Origin of the sequence: Gordonia sp. OPL2 (genome assembly GCF_003797825.1) — a bacterium.
In the GTDB taxonomy this organism is placed as follows: Bacteria; Actinomycetota; Actinomycetes; order Mycobacteriales; family Mycobacteriaceae; genus Gordonia.
This window is the reverse complement of sequence record NZ_RKME01000027.1, coordinates 1-17,180: the sequence shown is the minus strand read 5'-3', so window position 1 is coordinate 17,180 and position 17,180 is coordinate 1. Positions and strand designations below refer to the sequence as shown.

Here is a 17,180-nt window from a genome sequence, read left to right as displayed (position 1 = left end):
TGGCGTCGGGAGGTCGGGCGCGGCCTTGAGGCGGCCGAGCTCCGGCTAGCCGCGGCTCGGCTCGTTGGTCTCTTCGGGGTGTTCCTTGAGGCGGTCGACGGCGGCCTGCGCGATCTTCTCGGCCTGATCCTTGCCGACCCAACCGCCCGGATCGACCTCCTTGCCCGGCTCGAGGTCCTTGTAGTGCTCGAAGAAGTGCGCGATGGGGCCGAGTTCGAACTCGCTCACATCGGTGATGTCCTGGATGTGGTCCCAGCGGACATCGTCGGCGGGCACACACAGCAGCTTGTCGTCACCGCCGGCCTCGTCGGTCATCGTGTACATGCCGACGATGCGCGATCGCACGATCACGCCGGGGTAGACCGACTCGGGCAGCAACACCATCGCGTCGAGCGGGTCGCCGTCCTCGCCGAGGGTGTTGTCGATGTATCCGTAGTCGGCCGGATAGCCCATCGAGGTGTAGAGGTACCGGTCGAGGTAGATCTTCCCGGTCTCGTGATCGACCTCGTACTTGTTGCGTCCGCCCTTGGGGATCTCGATGGTCACATCGAATTCCACGGTTCCTCCTGGCAAGTCTGTTCGGGGGTGGTGACGGCAGTCGGCCCACGGGTAGCCGTGGGTCGCCTGCGCAGATCGCCTCAACGATACTGTGAGTGCCAAGAGAAGGGGGCATGACCCCGCACCGCACTCACCCGGAGGTTCTGTGGGCCCACGGCGCAGATCGACTCGCCGCATGATGTTGTGGACGGTCATCTCGGTGGTGATCCTCGCGTTGATCGCCGCCGGTTCGGTTGCCGTCGCGCTCCATCTCGACAAGTCCGACGAACTGCCGCCCGGTGTCCCTCCGCAGCCGGCCGCCATCTCGGTGAACCCCCAGATCAAGGCCGTCTCTGCGAATGCTCCTGAACCGACCGCCGCGGGTGTCTCGCAGGCGATCGCCGCCTCGGTCCGCAACCCGGCGCTCGGCCAGTTCACCGGCCAGATCAGCGATGCACTGACGGGTGCGACCCTGTGGACGGACTCGCCCGCGGAACCGCGGGTGCCGGCCTCGAACGCGAAGATCCTCACCGCGTCGGCGGCTCTGCTGGCACTGCCGCACGACCAACGATTGACGACGACGGTCGTCGCCGGTCCGAACGGCCAGATCATCCTGAAGGGCGCCGGCGATCCGACGCTGTCGGCGCAGCCGCGCGGCGCTGACACCTTCTACACCGACGCCCCGCGCATCGCCGAGCTCGCCGCGCAGATCCGCAAGGCGGGCATCCCGGTCAACTCTGTCGCCGTCGACACCAGCGCCTACAGCGGACCGACGATGGAACGCACCTGGGATCGCCGGGACATCGCCGGTGGTGACATCACCCCCATCGAGTCGTTGATCGCCGATGGCGGACGGATCGAACCGCTCGACGAGTACTCGCCGCGTGTCGAGGACCCGGCCGTCAGCGCCGGCACCGCACTCGCCAGTGCGCTCGGGGTGCAGGGGCGGGTGACCGAGGCGAACGCGCCTGCGGGTGGTGAGGTGGTGGCGAAGGTGACGTCGGCGCCGCTGGTCACGCGGGTGAACGACATGATGCGCTACAGCGACAACGTGCTCGCCGAGACGCTGTCCATCGAGTTGTCGGTCGCGCGCGGCGGACCGGCGAGCATCGCCGGCGGGGTCTCCGCGGTGGAGGGCGCGCTCGCCGAGCACGGATTCGACATGACCGGAGTCACGCTGAGCGACGCCTCCGGGCTGTCGTACGCGAACCGTGTGCCCGCGGCGGTGTTGGACAAACTGATGGCCGCAGCCAGTGGTCCGTCGCAGCCGTTGATGCGATCGATGCTCGACGGGCTGCCCGTCGCCGGAGGTACCGGTACGCTCGCGGACCGCTTCGACCCGACCAGCAATCCGGGCGCCGGCTGGGTGCGCGCCAAGACGGGAACCCTCACCGGCGTGAGTTCGTTGACCGGGATAGTCCAGACCATCGATGGCCGGGTGCTGTCCTTCGCGCTGATGTCGGGAGGCACGTCACCGGCCGATGCCCGGCCCGCCCTCGACGACGTGGCCGGCGATCTGAGGGAATGCGGGTGCCGATGACCAGCAACGATCTGAGCCGAACCGACCTGACGCGCGACATCGCCGACGGTGACGTCGAGTCGATCGGCGCCAAGATCGACTGGTCGCTGGCGGCCGCCACCGGTCGTCGGCTGTCGCGTCCGGGCCCGAAGACCACTGCCTACACTCTCGACGTCGCGCGCACCGAACTCGCTGATGCCGCCACCCGCGCCGAGGGTCCGGTCCGAGAGGTGACCGGTCTCGCCGACGGCCTCCGCGTCCCGACCACCCGTCTGCTGGACCGCGAGGAGTGGGTGGATGCGGCGGCGCAGTCGATGCAGTCGATGCTGGGCGCCGGGAGCGCTGACGAGCCCACGCCCTCGGGCCTAGCGGGGATCTCCGCGAAGGCCGGCGGGTTGCAGGCGGGCGCGCTGCTCGCGTTCCTCTCCGGTGCCATTCTCGGGCAGTACGATCCGTTCACGCCCGATCCGGACACCGGAGAACCCGGCGTGCTCATGGTGGTCGTGCCCAACATCATCTCGGTGGAACGGTCACTTCGTGTGGTGCCCAGCGACTTCCGGCTCTGGGTGTGCCTCCATGAGGTCACCCATCGCGTGCAGTTCTCGGCGAATCCGTGGCTGCGCCAGTACATGGTCGACAATCTGGAGATCCTGACCTCTGATGCGGGGGAGTCGACGAGCGAGATCATGGCCCGCATCACCTCGACGGTGCGCGGCAATGGGCAGCCGAGGGAGAAGGGCATACTCGGTGCGATGCAGTTGCTGCAGACGCCCGAACAGTACGAGGCGTTCAACCGCATGATGATGCTCGGTACCTTGCTCGAGGGGCACGCCGACCACGTGATGGACGCCGTCGGTCCGGTGCACGTCCCGACGGTGGCGGCGATCCGGCAGGCCTTCGACAAGCGTCGCACCGCGCCACGAAATCCGGTGCAGCGCATCATCCGCGCACTGATCGGTATGGATGCCAAACTGGCGCAATACATTCGGGGTAAGGCGTTCGTCGACGAGGTCGTCGGCGCCGTCGGTATGACGGCGTTCAACACCATCTGGACCTCGCCCGTGACGATGCCGCGACCGAACGAGATCGACGAGCCGCGGGCATGGATGCAGCGGGTGCTGTAACCCAGGCCGTCACGCGTTTCGTCGCCGGCGTCCCGGCGACCGCCGACGGTGTGTGCGTCGGTCTCTCGGGTGGACCTGATTCGCTCGCACTCCTGGCCGCCACGGTGCGCGCGGGCCTCGATGTCCGGGCGCTGGTCGTCGATCATGGCCTGCAGGAGACGTCCCGATCGGTCGCCGCCGAGGCGGCAGTCGCCGCTCGCGGGCTGGGAGCGGACGCCGAGGTCCTGACGGTGGTGGTCGACGGCGTCGGCGGACTCGAAGCGGCGGCGCGCGACGCCCGTTACCGCGCCCTCGACGACGCTCGGACCGGCCGGCCGGTCCTGCTGGCACACACGGCCGACGACCAGGCGGAAACCGTCTTGCTCGGGTTGGCTCGCGGCTCCGGGGCGAGATCCCTTGCCGGGATGCGTGAGTGGAATGCCCCCTGGGGGCGGCCACTGCTCGGCATCCGCCGCTCGCAGACGATGGCCGCGTGCGCAGACCTCGGCCTCCGGCCGCATCACGATCCGCACAACCGCGATCCGCGGTTCACCCGCGTCCGCGTCCGCGCCGAGGTGCTGCCGTTGCTCGACGACGTGCTCCACGGTGGCGTCGTCGAGGCGCTCGGCCGGACGGCGGCGGCCCTGCGCGCCGACAACGACGCGCTCGACGACTACGCCGCCGACGCCTACGACCTCTTCGCCGACGGAACCGGACTCGAGACGCCGACGCTGTCGGGGATGCCGGCGGCGGTGCGCACGCGGGTGGTACGACGGTGGCTCATCGCGATCGGTGCCACCGAACCGACGCACCGGGTGATCAGCGCCGTCGACGACCTCGTCACCGACCGAACTCGGGGCCAGGTCGCGATCGGCGGCGATCCGTCGGCGCGCCGGGTGGTCGAGCGGTGCGGAGAACGACTGACGGTCCGCCTCGTCGAGCGTTGAGGCGGACCGTCAGGGGTGAAGCGCTACGCGTCTAGCGTCCGGGTCGGAACGGCGCGTTGATCGTGTTGAAGTAATTGATGGCGCTGTAGACGAGCGATCCGCCACCGCCGAGGACGAGACCGGCGACGCCACCGAGTGACGCACCCAGCGGGATGCCGGGAAGGCAACCGAGGCCCGCGAGCGGTAGGCCGAGAATGCAGCCCGCGACACCGCCGACGATCGCACCGAGTGCGGTGCCGACGATCGACGAGATCGACATCCCGGCGCTCAATTCCTGGTTGAAGCGCGCAAGCGCCTGATCGTCACGTTCGCGCTTGGTCTTGGGCGCGTCCGCCTGCTTGGCCGCCGCCACACGGATGGGATCGACCTGGGCTGCGTTCAGCTGGGTCGACCGTGCCACATCACGAGACGGAATCAGTGTTGCGGTATTTCCCGCGGTGCGAGCATCGATCGGGAACTGCCGATATTCGAGCCCGTAGGACAACGGCATGCGGAACTTTTCGGCACCTGCCGCATTGCGAATGGAAAGAATGCCATCTTTTGTGGTGATGGTCCCGTTGTGCACCGTGAAACTCACCGAGGACGCGGTGGGGGTGATGTCCAGTGTCGTCGGAGCATCCTGTTTCGGGGCTGCCTGCGCGACACCGGAGAACGCCGTAATCCCTGCTGTGGCAAGGGCGATGACGGTCAGGATGCGGAGTCGGAGCCGGGAATGGGGCCGGGTGGCGACGATACGCCGGTCATGGGACATAGGGGAGTCTTTCGGGTTGTCGGCTCGTCTGGCCGAGCCTGCGTACATGGGCTGAGCAGTGCTTGTGTTCGCAGAACAAACAATCGGTTCCCCTCCAACCGAGAATTGTCTGCGGACACGATCACCTTCACAAATTCGTCTTCAGTTATGGGTGGAAATGTGCCGCGTGTGAATCGATGGTGCCATTCGTGATCGGAGTGTGATACCCGACACACCGGCTCCGGGCTAGATGTCGTACAAGTGACCGACTTCGTTACAGCTGTGCCCGCGCAGACGACCCCGCACTGTCTACTCGGGTGCCTTGAACGGGGAGTTGATCGTCTGGAAGTACTGCACCGCGGCGTAGATCAGCGTGCCACCGCCACCGAGTACGAGACCGATCACTCCGCCGAGTCCGGCGCCCGCGACGACGCCTGTGCACGCGGCGAAGATGGTGAGGATGCAGCCGATGATGCCGCCGCCGACCGCGCCGACGATGAGGCCCACGAGCTGCGACACCGTCATGCCGATGCTGAGCGTCTGCGTGAACTGGTTGAGCGCCCTGTCGTCGCGCTGCTTCCGGGTCTTCGGCGCATCGGGGTCGGACTGCTTGGCGGCCTGGACCCGCAACGGGTCGACCTCGCTGCGGCTGACCGCGACCGACCGCGCGGGATTCTTCGACGGCGTCAGTGTCGCCGTCGAACCGACGGTCTTCGCGTCGATGGGGAACTGTCGGTACTCCATCCGATAGGCCAGCGGCATGCGGTAGAGCTCTTTGCCCACGGTGTTGCGGATCGACAGTGTGCCGTCCTTGGTGCTGATGGTTCCGTTGGCAACGGAGATCTTGAGGTCCGACGATGTCGACGAGATCTGCACCTTCACGGGAGCCGGTGTCGCCGGAGCGGCCTGCGCGGTGCCGGCGATGGCGGTCGCGGCGACGGTGGTGAACGAGACGACGGCGAGCGTGCGGAGCACTCCGCGCGATCGTGTGGGGGAGGCAGATGGACGCGAAGCTGCAGCGAACATTCGTTGTTCTTTCGTATCGGCTGACTCGGTGGGCGGCCGAGTCGCAATAGGGGAGTTGAGCGGGGCCGGCGCTCGTTCGCAGGATCAGAAAGCTGTAGTTCGAGATCTCATTGTGATGTGTTGGACACTTGTTCCACAAGTCGCTTCCCAGAAGTCCTTCGAACGCTCTACAACGCATGCTGTAGCCCACCGATCCGGTCGGCATGACAAGCTAGAGCCGTGGAGTCCACCAGTCCCCATGGCACCGGCGCATACGGCGACGACATCGAAGCGGTTCTCATCACCGAGGGCCAGATCAGAGAACGAACCCAACAACTCGCCGACTCGGTGGCCGCGCGCTACGCCGACATCAGTGAGGACCTCGTCCTGATCGGCGTCCTCAAGGGCGCGGTCATGTTCATGACCGATTTCGCTCGCGCACTTCGGATCCCGTCGCAGATGGAGTTCATGGCCGTCTCGAGCTACGGGTCGTCGACCTCCTCGTCGGGCGTCGTGCGCATCCTCAAGGACCTCGACCGCGACATCACCGGTCGCGACGTCCTGATCGTCGAGGACATCATCGACTCGGGTCTGACCTTGTCGTGGCTGATGAAGAACCTCGCGACGCGATCACCGCGTTCGCTGGAGGTGTGCACGCTGCTGCGCAAGCCGGAGGCGGTCCGGTCACCGGTCGACGTCGCCGACGTCGGGTTCGACATCCCGAACGAGTTCGTCGTCGGCTACGGCCTCGACTACGCCGAGCGCTACCGGGACCTTCCCTTCATCGGGCGGCTGCGGCCGTCGGTCTACCAGAACTGACGTCTACCAGCGCCGAGTGGTGGCGAGTCCCGTCTCCGAGCGTGCCCGGAACGGTTTTCCCCGGATGTTCGTTGAACGGTAGCCTCTAGAAATACGGACAGTCGCACATCGACGGGTGCGACCGGTCCACGACGTCGACCGGGAAGGACAGTGGGACGGCGCGGCAGCTCTCGACGACGAGCCCGACCACCACCAACAGGCATGAACCGTAAGTCAGTCTTCCGCAACCTCGCCATCGTGGCGCTCATCGTGCTCGCCCTGTGGGGCTGGAGCGTGATGCGCGACTCCGGTCGCGAATACCGGTCTGTGGACACCTCGGTCGCGTTGACCCAGCTCAACGTCAAGAACACCGATCGCATCGACATCGACGACCGCGAACAGACCTTGCGCATCGAGCTCAAGGAACCGATCAAGATCGACGGCGCCGACGTCACCAAGATCAGCGCCAAGTACCCGGCGTCGGCCGGCGAGCAGGTCTTCGACTCCGTCACCACGACCGGCGCGCCGTATCAGACCAACGTCAGCCAGGAGTCGGCGCTCTGGCAGATCTTGATCTTCATCCTCCCGATGCTGCTGCTGTTCGGGCTCTTCTTCTTCGTGATGAACCGCATGCAGGGCGGCGGCAAGGGCGGGGTGATGGGCTTCGGCAAGTCCCGGGCCAAGCAGCTCACCAAGGACATGCCGAAGACCACCTTCGCCGACGTCGCAGGTGCCGACGAGGCGGTCGAGGAGCTCTACGAGATCAAGGACTTCCTGCAGAACCCCGCCCGCTATCAGGCACTCGGGGCGAAGATCCCGAAGGGCGTGCTGCTCTACGGTCCGCCCGGTACCGGCAAGACGTTGCTCGCACGCGCCGTCGCCGGTGAGGCGGGCGTGCCGTTCTTCACCATCTCCGGTTCGGACTTCGTCGAGATGTTCGTCGGCGTCGGTGCGTCCCGTGTCCGAGATCTGTTCGAGCAGGCCAAGAACAACAGCCCGTGCATCATCTTCGTCGACGAGATCGACGCGGTCGGGCGTCAGCGTGGCGCCGGTCTCGGCGGTGGCCACGACGAGCGCGAGCAGACCCTGAACCAGTTGCTCGTCGAGATGGACGGATTCGGCGATCGCTCGGGAATCATCCTGATCGCCGCGACCAACCGGCCCGACATCCTCGATCCGGCGCTGTTGCGTCCGGGCCGCTTCGACCGCCAGATCCCGGTCGGCAATCCGGACATCGCGGGCCGTCGCGCGATCCTGAAGGTGCACGCCAACGGCAAGCCGATCGACTCCGACGCCGACCTCGACGGTCTCGCGAAGCGGACCCCGGGCATGTCGGGTGCCGATCTGGCCAACGTCGTCAACGAGGCCGCGCTGCTCACCGCACGTGAGAACAAGAACACCATCACCGCGGAGGCGCTCGAGGAGGCGGTCGACCGTGTGATCGGTGGCCCGCGCCGCAAGAGCCGGATCATCAGCGAGCACGAGAAGAAGGTCGTCGCCTACCACGAGGGTGGTCACACGCTGGCGGCGTGGGCGATGCCGGACCTCGACCCGATCTACAAGGTGACCATCCTGGCCCGCGGCCGGACCGGCGGACATGCGCTGGCCGTGCCCGAGCAGGACAAGGACCTGATGACGCGGTCGGAGATGATCGCACGTCTGGTCATGGCGATGGGCGGACGTGCCGCCGAGGAACTGGTGTTCCATGAGCCGACGACCGGTGCGTCGTCGGACATCGATCAGGCCACCAAGATCGCCCGCGCGATGGTCACCGAGTACGGCATGAGCGCCAAGCTGGGTGCGGTGCATTACGGGCAGGAACAGGGCGACCCCTTCCTGGGCCGGTCGATGGGCAACCAGGCGTCGTACTCGGCGGAGATCGCCAGCGAGATCGACGACGAGGTGCGTCGCCTGATCGAGGCCGCCCACACCGAGGCCTGGGCGATCCTGTCCGAGTACCGCGACACCCTGGACATCCTCGCGACCGAGCTCTTGGAGAAGGAGACCCTGACCCGCAAGGATCTGGAGCAGATCTTCTCCAGCGTCCAGAAGCGGCCGCGTATCACCACCTTCAACGAATTCGGTGACCGCACGCCGAGTGACAAGCCGCCGGTGAAGACGCCGGGAGAGCTCGCCATGGAACGCGGCGAACCGTGGCCGCCGGAGCCGGTGAACCCCGAGCCGCTGCCCGAGCCGGTCGGTGCCGGGACGGGCTACGGCGCTCCGGGTGACCATCACGGCAGCGGCCAGCCAGGCGGGGCCTACCCGAATCCGACTCCCGGACAGGCGTATCCGCCCGCGTATCCACCGCAGTCCGCGCCGGGCCAGCCGCAGCAGTACGGCGGCCATCCCGGTCAGCAGGGTGGATACCCGGGCCAGCCGACGCATGGCACCCGCCCCGACTACGGCGCACCGCGCGACTGGTCGGCGCCCGGATGGCCGCCGCAGGACTCGAACCCGGGTTACCCCAACGGCGCCGGCGACAACGGTGGCGGCGGGTACGGCAACGGTGGATACCGGGGCGGTGGATACGGCGACGGGGGTGCCAACGGCACCAACGGGACCAACGGTTCCGGGCACCACGGCGGCCCGAACGGGACCGGCGGGCACGGTACCGATCCCGGATCCGATCACCGGTAGGCTCCGCGAGGAACGACCATTCCTGCAGCAGCGGTTCGTAGAACGGATCAGATGAGCGATGACGGTCAGTGAACATCAGGACGCGCACGTGGACAATCACGACGACACCGGGCTCGTGACCCCGGACGGGCGCGTGTTCGATCAGGCCCGTGCGGAGGCCGCGATCCGTGAACTGCTGATCGCCGTCGGCGAGGACCCCGAGCGGGAAGGGTTGCAGCGCACGCCCGCCCGCGTGGCCAACGCCTATCGCGAGATGTTCGGCGGGCTCTACACCGATCCCAGTGAGGTCCTCGCCACCACGTTCGACGAGAACCACGACGAACTGGTGCTGGTCAAGGACATCCCGATGTACTCGACCTGTGAACACCACCTCGTCTCGTTTCACGGCGTCGCACATGTCGGTTACATCCCGGGGGTGTCCGGTCAGGTGACCGGCTTGTCGAAGCTCGCCCGCCTAGTCGATCTGTACGCCAAGCGCCCGCAGGTCCAGGAACGGCTCACCAGTCAGATCGCCGACGCTGTCGTCAAACGTCTCGACCCGCGCGGGGTGATCGTCATCATCGAGGCCGAACACCTCTGCATGGCGATGCGCGGTATCCGGAAGCCGGGTGCGACGACGACCACCTCGGCGGTGCGCGGACTGTTCAAGACGAGCGCCGTCTCCCGGGGCGAGGCCCTCGACCTCATCTCGCGCCGCTGAGGGCGCAGCCGGACCGATGCGTCACGCGACACTCCTGCACCCGCCGGCCGGCCGCACCCTGGTCATGGGCGTCATCAACGTCACGGCCGACTCCTTCTCCGACGGCGACCGCTACCTCGACCATGACGCCGCGATCGCCCACGGACGTGAACTGATCGCGCAGGGCGCCGATCTGATCGACGTCGGCGGCGAATCGACACGACCCGGTGCATCGCGCGTCGACCCCGACGAGGAGGCGTCGCGTGTTGCGCCCGTGATCGCCGGTCTCGCCGATGCCGGCATCCCGATCTCGGTGGACACGATGCGGGCGGCGGTGGCCGAGGTGGCCATCGAGGCGGGTGCGACGGTGATCAACGACGTGTCCGGCGGCCGCGCCGACGACGAGATGGGCCGTGTCGTCGCTGAATCCGGGTTGCCGTGGATACTCATGCACTGGCGTCCCGTCGAGGCACCTGTCGCGGACCCCGGCGGCACCTTCATCCACGGCGTGGACGATGCCGGCGGATACCGCGACGTGGTGGCCGAGGTGAGCGGCGAACTGCTCGCCCAGGTCGACGCCGCAGTGGCCGCCGGGGTCGACCCCGATCGGATCATCCTCGATCCCGGACTCGGGTTCGCCAAGACCGGCGCCCACAACTGGGCACTGCTGCACGCGTTGCCCACCCTCGTCGGGCTGGGATTCCCGGTTCTGGTCGGCGCCTCCCGCAAGCGGTTCCTCGGAACCCTGCTCGCCGATGACGACGGCACTGTCCGCCCGCCCGCGGGTCGCGAGGTCGCGACGGCTGCGGTGTCCGCGCTCGCGGCGACGGAAGGGGCGTGGGCCGTGCGCGTGCACGACGTCGCGCAGAGTCGGGACGCCATCGCCGTGGCGACGGCGTGGCGCCAGGGCGGTCGACGTGGGACAGTGAGCGACTGATGGCCGACCGCATCGAACTCACCGGACTCGTCGTCCGCGGCAACCACGGCGTCTTCGACCATGAGCGCCGCGACGGTCAGGACTTCATCCTCGACATCACGTTGTGGATCGACCTCTCGGCTGCAGCGGCATCGGACGATCTGGCCGACACCGTCGATTACGGTGCGCTCGCGCAGCGTGCCCACGAGATCGTGTCCGGCGAACCCCGCAACCTGATCGAGACGGTCGGCGGGGAGGTCGCCGAGGCGATCATGGACGACGAACGCATCGCGGCCTGCGAGGTCACCGTGCACAAGCCGTCGGCACCCATTCCCTTGCAGTTCACCGACGTCGCCGTCGTCACCCGCCGGTCACGGAAGTCGATGGGCCGATGACCCCGACGATCGCGGTGCTGTCGGCCGGGTCCAACATCGGTGACCGGCTCGCCCACCTGACCTCGGTGACCGACCGTCTGGCCGGCGATCTGATCGCCGTGTCGCCGGTGTACTCGACCCCGCCGTGGGGCGGCGTCGAGCAGGGCGACTTCTACAACATCACTCTGATCGCCTCGGCCGACCGCAATCCGTACGAGTGGCTCGAGCTGTGCCACGAACTCGAGCAGGCCGCCGACCGTACGCGCGATATTCGTTGGGGTCCAAGAACTCTCGACGTCGACGTGATCAGCGTAGTCGCCGACGGCGACGTCGTACGCAGCGAGGACCCCACTCTGTTGCTGCCGCACCCGCGGGCAGCCGAACGGGCATTCGTCCTCGTGCCGTGGCTGGCGATCGACGCAGACGCCACCCTGTGGACGTCGGCGGGGGAGCGCCGCGTCGTCGATCTCGTCGAGCGGCTCGGTGCGCAGGAGCGCGATGGCGTGGTGCCTGTCGCCGAGTTGCCGGTGCCGGCATCACGCCGCACGGAACCGCCCGAGTCCACCGGAACCCACGGGGTGAGCGGGCGGTGACCGCGCCTCGCCGTCCACCTCGTCACGACCAGGACGAGGAACCGGGCCTGGGCCCGACCAAAGTGCGTGACCTCGTGGTCATCGCCGTCATCGTGGCCGTGACCGCCTGGATTCTCGTTCGCTACAACTACGGCAGCCTCCCGCCGATGCCCCTGCTGGCCGGGATCGTCCTCTACATCCTGGCCGCGCTCGAGGCGGTGATCGCTTTCATCGTTCGCAACAGGGTCGCGTCGCGCGACGTCGGCCGTGCCCGCGGACAGTTGCATCCGCTGACCGCCGCACGCGTGCTGGCGCTCGCGAAGGCGTCGGCGATCCTCGGGGCAATCGCGGTCGGCGTGTGGGCCGGGCTGCTGCTGTTCCTGCTGACCCAGCACGATCTGTCGGCGGCCGATCACGATCGGCCGGGAGCAATCATCGGGTTGATCGGTGGCGTTGTGCTCGTGGTGGCGGCGCTGTGGCTCGAATACTGTTGCCGCGCTCCGGATGACCCGACCGACGACGCGATCGAGGGGCATCCGGGCCACGCCTGAGCGGTTCTTCGGCGCCCGGTGAATCGTGACTCTCCGCCACCGGTTGGCCGATATCGGTGCGGTCAGGCGGTATGTTCACGATCATGACGACCTCGAACGGCCGTTCCACCGAGCCGCGCCGATCCGGCAGATCCGTGGGACAGTGGCTGCTCGGTCTGCTCATCGTGCTGGCGATCGTGGCCAGCATCCTGATGGTGTTCACCGACCAGCTGTCGGTCGCCGGTTCGCTCGCCGTCATCGCCGCCCTGTGGGCCGCCGTCATCGGCGCGATCCTCGTCACCAAGTTCCGTCGCCAGGCAGAGGGGGCCGAGGCGAAGAGCCGCGACCTGCGGCTCGTGTACGAACTGCAACTCGAGCGCGAGATCGCGGCGCGACGACAGTACGAGCTCGACGTCGAGACGACGATCCGCAAGGAGCTGAGCGCGGAGTCCAACGAGGAACTCGCCGATCTCAAGGCCCAGGTGCTGGCGCTGCGGTCGAGCCTCGAGACGCTTCTCGGTGAGTCACTGCCCGATCCACGCGCGGCGCTGCCCAGCGAGAAACTGCGCGAGTTGGCCTCGGGCATCAATGCCGGGCAGTCGCGCAGCGGCTTCGGCGGCCAGACTTACGGATCGGGCTACGGGCAGAGCTTTCGCACCGACGACAGCGCTCTCGCCGCCCGCGACTTCGCGGCGACGGCACCCGCGGCCGATGTCGGGCGGCACATCCCACAGGATGTCGATCCCAACGAGATGACCGAGGTCATCCCGGTGATCAGCGACGACGCGCCGATGTCGGGCCGGATCGCGACGGAGGTGCCCGAGACCCCCGTCGACGACCAGGTGGAGGACGCGGTCATCGCGGAGACCGAGGAACCGACCGCGACATCGCCGAGCGGGCCGACATCGCCGAGCGGGCCCGCAGTCGGGTCGCGGTCGCCGTACGTCGATGAGACACCCACCGACGAGTGGGCCAAGTCCGCGCCCGAGCCCGTCGTCCCGGGTTCCGGGGTGGCTGCCGGGGTGCCGGACGCCGGGGTGCCGGACCAGGTGGTGCCCGAGGCCGTCGTGCCGGAAACCGTCGTACCCGGGGCCGTGGTGCCCGAGGCCGTCGGGCCCGAGGCCGTGGCCGAGGAGGTGCCCGCGGATGCGGTGACGTCGTCGGCGGGAACGGCCGTCGAAACCGATGCATCCGAGGCGGCCGCACCCGTCGTCGACCCGGTGGTCTCGGCGGTTGCCGACGAGGCAGTCGAACCCGCCGTCGCCGGCCCGCCGTTCTCGACGAGCGGCCGTCACGAGTCGTCGGGTGATTCGGTCAGTGCCTCGGTCGCGGGTCGTCGGCGGCGGCGCTCCGACGACGACGGCGAGAGCGCCCACTCCGCCGGACTGCCGGTCTCCGAGTTGCTCAGCCAGCTGCGCCAGTCCGGGTCGCCCGGTGGTGGCCGTCGGCGGCGCGAGGACTGAGTTCGAGCTCACCGCGGGACTCCGGAAAGCTCCGCGGGTGAGGCCCATCACACGTGTTGGCCTTCGCGCCGGTGCGCGGCCTACCCTTGCTCTGCAACGTCTGGTACCCGAGCGCAGCCGGGACTGGAACTTTTGACGGAGGACAGTGGTGACCTCATCGAGCGATGATCGTGGCCCGGGTATGGGCGGGTCCGACAGCGCCTATCTCGACGGCGTCTCCAACCTCCCCACCCCCGCACGCCTCACCGTCGGCATCGTCTCGGCCGGACGGGTCGGTATCGCCCTGGGCGTAGCCCTCGAGCAGGCCGGACACGTCGTCGGCGCCGTCGTGGCCCGGTCGGATGCCTCCCGTCGACGGGCCGCCGATCGTCTGCCCGAATCGGAGATCCTCACGATCGACGGCGTCGTCGCGCGATCCGAACTGCTCGTTCTCGCCGTCCCCGACGCCGAACTCGACGGGGTCGTCGCCGAGATCGCCCGCTCGGGTGCTTTGCGACCCAACACCCTGGTCGTGCACACCGCGGGAGCGAAGGGCATCGGGGTGCTGGCGCCGCTCACCGACCTCGGGGCCCTGCCGATGGCAATCCATCCCGCCATGACCTTCGTCGGCACCGACGACGACATCGCGCGCCTCCGTCATGCGTGCTTCGGGGTGACCGCGGCCGACGAGGTGGGCTTCGCGATCGCCCAGGCGCTGGTCCTCGAGATGGGTGGCGAACCGGTCCGTATCGCCGACGCCGACCGCGTGCTCTATCACGCCGCGCTCGCGCACGGCGCCAATCACCTGATCACGCTCATCGCCGACGCCGTAGCGGCGCTCGACGCCGCCATCGACGGCCCTGAGGGCGACACCGCGCGTGACGCCGCGACCGTCGACGGCAGCGGGACACGACTGGCAGAGCGCATCCTTGCCCCGCTGGTGACCGCGTCGCTGCAGAATGTCCTCGAACTCGGTCCGCGCGCGCTGACCGGACCCGTGGCGCGCGGTGATGCAGCGGCGGTCGCCGACCACCTCGCCGCTCTCCGACGGCTGCCCGAAGGACCCACCGGAGTCGGGATCGCCGAGGCCTATCGGGTGCTCGCGCGCCGCACCACGGCCTACACCGACGCCCCGGCCGACCTGATCGACGTGTTGGAGATGTCATGACGTCCGCTCTCGAAAATGCCTACACACCAGGTGAACTGACCGTTCATCGAGATCCTGCCGTGGTGCACCGCGTGAGTCAGGCGCTGCGTGGCGCAGGAAAACGCGTCGCGCTCGTCCCGACGATGGGTGCCCTGCACGAGGGCCATCTCGAGCTCGTCCGGACGGCCAAGTCGCGGGGCAACACCGTGGTGATCGTCTCGATCTTCGTCAATCCCTTGCAGTTCGGGGCCGGTGAAGACCTCGACGCCTACCCGCGCACGTTCGACGAGGACTGCGCGCTCCTTCGTCGGCTGGGCGTCGAGTTGGTGTTCGCACCGACGGTCGCCCACATGTATCCGAACGGTCAGCGCACCACCGTCCAGCCGGGTCCGGCCGGGGCCGTGCTCGACGGTGTCTCGCGTCCCACCCATTTCGCCGGGATGCTGACCGTCGTCCTCAAACTGCTCGGCATCACGACACCCCACGCCGCGTTCTTCGGCGAGAAGGACTACCAGCAGCTGGTCCTGATCAAGCAGATGGTCGACGATCTCGACGTCGACGTGGAAATCGTCGGGGTGCCGACCGTCCGCGAATCCGACGGGCTCGCGATGTCGTCGCGCAACCGCTATCTCGACGAACGGCAGCGCGACCTCGCCACCACGTTGTCGGCGGCCCTCGTCGCCGGAGCGCATGCCGCCGCGGGTGGCCGCGACGCCATCATCGCTGCGGCGCAGTCGGTCCTGAACGCACACCCGGAGATCGAGGTCGACTACCTCGCTCTCACCGGCCGGCAGCTCGAGGAACCGCCCGAGAAGGGCGACGGACGACTCCTGGTCGCCGCCCGCGTCGGCGCCGCACGACTCATCGACAACGTCGGCGTGGCCATCGGCACCGGATTCGCCGGCCGCGATCCCGAACAGGCCTTGCACTGACCGAACCCTCCCGATCGAGATCCCTGCACCAGAAGGAACCAACATGCTCCGCACCATGATGACCTCCAAGATCCACCGGGCCACCGTCACACAGGCCGACCTGCATTACGTGGGATCGGTGACCATCGACCAAGACCTGCTCGACGCCGCGAACCTGCTCGAGGGTGAGCAGGTGACCATCGTCGACATCGACAACGGTGCCCGCCTCGAGACATACGCGATCGCCGGTGAACGCGGCTCGGGTGTGATCGGGATCAACGGTGCGGCAGCGCATCTCGTGCATCCCGGCGATCTCGTGATCATCATCGCCTACGGCATCCTGAACGAACAGGAACTGCGTGATTACGCGCCGTCGGTGGTATTCGTCGACGAGAAGAACAGGGTCGTGGACGCCGGTAGTGATCCCGCGCACGTGCCGGCCGGCTCGGGACTGCGCGACCCTCGCGAGCTCGCTGCGAGCTCTGTCTGACATGTTGCTCGCCGTCGACGTCGGGAACACCAACATCCATCTCGGCGTGTTCGCCGGGACCGGTGATCACGCGACGATGGTGCGGGACTGGCGCATCCACACCGAACCGAACCTGACCTCCGACGAACTCGCACTGCTCATCCGAGGCCTCCTCGGGTCCGACGCCGACCAGGTCACCGGCGTCGCGGCGCTGTCGACCGTCCCGTCACTACTGCGCGAGCTCCGCGTGATGGTGCCGAGATACTTCGGCGATGGCTTCCACCACATGTTGCTCGAACCCGGTGTGCGGACCGGTGTTCCGCTCCTGGTCGACAACCCGAAAGAAGTCGGTACCGACCGAGTCGCCAATTGCGTTGCAGCGCATCACAATTATCCGAGCGGACCGTGCATCGTGGTGGCCTTCGGGACGGCCACCGTCGTCGACGCGGTGTCGGCCAAGGGTGAGTTCCTCGGCGGGGCCATCGCGCCCGGCGTGAACCTCGCGGTCGAGGCGCTGTCCGAACACACCGTCACCGTCCGCAAGGTGGAACTGATGCCGCCGCGCAGCGTGCTCGGCAAGAACACTGTCGAGGCGCTGCAATCGGGCATCCTCTACGGATTCGCCGGTCAGGTCGACGGCCTCGTCGACCGTGTGCGCGACACCATCGACGGGTTCGACGGCGACGACGTGACGGTCGTCGCCACCGGTTACCTCGCGCCGCTCATGTTCGACGAGTGCGAGACCCTCACCGCCCACCATCCCCACCTCACGCTCGACGGGCTGCGCCTCGTCCACGAGCGCTCCAAGCAGCGCCGCCGCTGACCCCGGTCCGACCCGACCCCTGTCTCTTATACACCTCT

18 protein-coding genes are annotated in these 17,180 nt (G+C 68.0%); 15 read left to right on the top strand and 3 right to left on the bottom strand.

Translation table 11 applies throughout. The annotated features are described in order from the left end of the window. Positions 1-45 precede the first annotated feature (45 nt). Positions 46-558 (bottom strand): inorganic diphosphatase, encoded by a 513-nt coding sequence (locus tag EEB19_RS21015; protein ID WP_187589309.1) that lies wholly within the window; start codon positions 556-558, stop codon positions 46-48. Positions 559-733: 175 nt separating this feature from the next. Between EEB19_RS21015 and dacB the strand changes: the two genes are divergently transcribed. From dacB to tilS, 3 genes are read left to right on the top strand one after another with little or no spacing between them, the layout of a single operon-like run. Then, positions 734-2,077, top strand: coding sequence for a D-alanyl-D-alanine carboxypeptidase/D-alanyl-D-alanine-endopeptidase (gene dacB / locus EEB19_RS21010; RefSeq protein ID WP_187589308.1), 1,344 nt, complete (start codon positions 734-736; stop codon positions 2,075-2,077). Then, positions 2,074-3,180: a zinc-dependent metalloprotease gene (locus EEB19_RS21005; RefSeq protein WP_262365830.1), complete on the top strand. Its 1,107-nt coding sequence runs from the start codon at positions 2,074-2,076 to the stop codon at positions 3,178-3,180. Before dacB ends, EEB19_RS21005 begins: the two co-directional genes overlap by 4 nt. Then, positions 3,159-4,106 (top strand): tRNA lysidine(34) synthetase TilS, encoded by a 948-nt coding sequence (gene tilS / locus EEB19_RS21000; protein ID WP_187589306.1) that lies wholly within the window; start codon positions 3,159-3,161, stop codon positions 4,104-4,106. Before EEB19_RS21005 ends, tilS begins: the two co-directional genes overlap by 22 nt. 31 nt (positions 4,107-4,137) lie before the next feature. On the opposite strand, the gene EEB19_RS20995 is transcribed toward tilS, so the two are convergent. Both EEB19_RS20995 and EEB19_RS20990 read right to left on the bottom strand, forming a co-directional pair. Continuing rightward, positions 4,138-4,857, bottom strand: coding sequence for a glycine zipper family protein (locus EEB19_RS20995; protein WP_187589305.1), 720 nt, complete (start codon positions 4,855-4,857; stop codon positions 4,138-4,140). A gap of 288 nt (positions 4,858-5,145) precedes the next feature. Continuing rightward, entirely contained in the window at positions 5,146-5,811 is a 666-nt protein-coding gene (locus EEB19_RS20990; protein WP_262365829.1) for a glycine zipper family protein, read from the bottom strand. A 270-nt stretch (positions 5,812-6,081) separates the two neighbouring features. Between EEB19_RS20990 and hpt the strand changes: the two genes are divergently transcribed. The 12 genes from hpt to EEB19_RS20930 all read left to right on the top strand — a co-directional run bounded on the left by hpt (position 6,082) and on the right by EEB19_RS20930 (position 17,142). Then, positions 6,082-6,660 carry a hypoxanthine phosphoribosyltransferase gene (gene hpt / locus EEB19_RS20985; protein ID WP_187589303.1) on the top strand — a complete coding sequence of 193 codons (579 nt, stop codon included), beginning with the start codon at positions 6,082-6,084 and terminating at the stop codon, positions 6,658-6,660. A 201-nt stretch (positions 6,661-6,861) separates the two neighbouring features. After that, the gene (gene ftsH / locus EEB19_RS20980) at positions 6,862-9,279 is read left to right on the top strand and encodes an ATP-dependent zinc metalloprotease FtsH (protein WP_187589302.1); all 2,418 of its coding nucleotides are present in this window, start codon (positions 6,862-6,864) and stop codon (positions 9,277-9,279) included. A gap of 58 nt (positions 9,280-9,337) precedes the next feature. Continuing rightward, the gene (gene folE, locus EEB19_RS20975) at positions 9,338-9,979 is read left to right on the top strand and encodes a GTP cyclohydrolase I FolE (protein WP_187589301.1); all 642 of its coding nucleotides are present in this window, start codon (positions 9,338-9,340) and stop codon (positions 9,977-9,979) included. Between the two features lie 16 nt (positions 9,980-9,995). Next, a complete protein-coding gene (gene folP / locus EEB19_RS20970) occupies positions 9,996-10,895 on the top strand; it encodes a dihydropteroate synthase (protein ID WP_262365828.1) in 900 nt (299 codons plus the stop codon). Further along, a complete protein-coding gene (gene folB / locus EEB19_RS20965) occupies positions 10,895-11,269 on the top strand; it encodes a dihydroneopterin aldolase (protein WP_187589300.1) in 375 nt (124 codons plus the stop codon). Before folP ends, folB begins: the two co-directional genes overlap by 1 nt. Beyond that, entirely contained in the window at positions 11,266-11,841 is a 576-nt protein-coding gene (folK, locus tag EEB19_RS20960; RefSeq protein ID WP_187589299.1) for a 2-amino-4-hydroxy-6-hydroxymethyldihydropteridine diphosphokinase, read from the top strand. The genes folB and folK overlap by 4 nt, the downstream gene beginning before the upstream one ends. Beyond that, positions 11,838-12,371: a DUF3180 domain-containing protein gene (locus tag EEB19_RS20955; protein WP_187589298.1), complete on the top strand. Its 534-nt coding sequence runs from the start codon at positions 11,838-11,840 to the stop codon at positions 12,369-12,371. Before folK ends, EEB19_RS20955 begins: the two co-directional genes overlap by 4 nt. Positions 12,372-12,454: 83 nt before the next feature. After that, a complete protein-coding gene (locus EEB19_RS20950; RefSeq protein ID WP_187589297.1) occupies positions 12,455-13,813 on the top strand; it encodes a DUF6779 domain-containing protein in 1,359 nt (452 codons plus the stop codon). A 181-nt stretch (positions 13,814-13,994) separates the two neighbouring features. Next, the gene (locus EEB19_RS20945; RefSeq protein WP_187589348.1) at positions 13,995-14,960 is read left to right on the top strand and encodes a Rossmann-like and DUF2520 domain-containing protein; all 966 of its coding nucleotides are present in this window, start codon (positions 13,995-13,997) and stop codon (positions 14,958-14,960) included. Then, a complete protein-coding gene (gene panC / locus EEB19_RS20940; RefSeq protein ID WP_187589296.1) occupies positions 14,957-15,871 on the top strand; it encodes a pantoate--beta-alanine ligase in 915 nt (304 codons plus the stop codon). The genes EEB19_RS20945 and panC overlap by 4 nt, the downstream gene beginning before the upstream one ends. Before the next feature lie 43 nt (positions 15,872-15,914). Then, positions 15,915-16,340: an aspartate 1-decarboxylase gene (gene panD, locus EEB19_RS20935; RefSeq protein ID WP_187589295.1), complete on the top strand. Its 426-nt coding sequence runs from the start codon at positions 15,915-15,917 to the stop codon at positions 16,338-16,340. A gap of 1 nt (position 16,341) precedes the next feature. After that, entirely contained in the window at positions 16,342-17,142 is an 801-nt protein-coding gene (locus tag EEB19_RS20930) for a type III pantothenate kinase (RefSeq protein WP_187589294.1), read from the top strand. Positions 17,143-17,180: the final 38 nt, after the last annotated feature.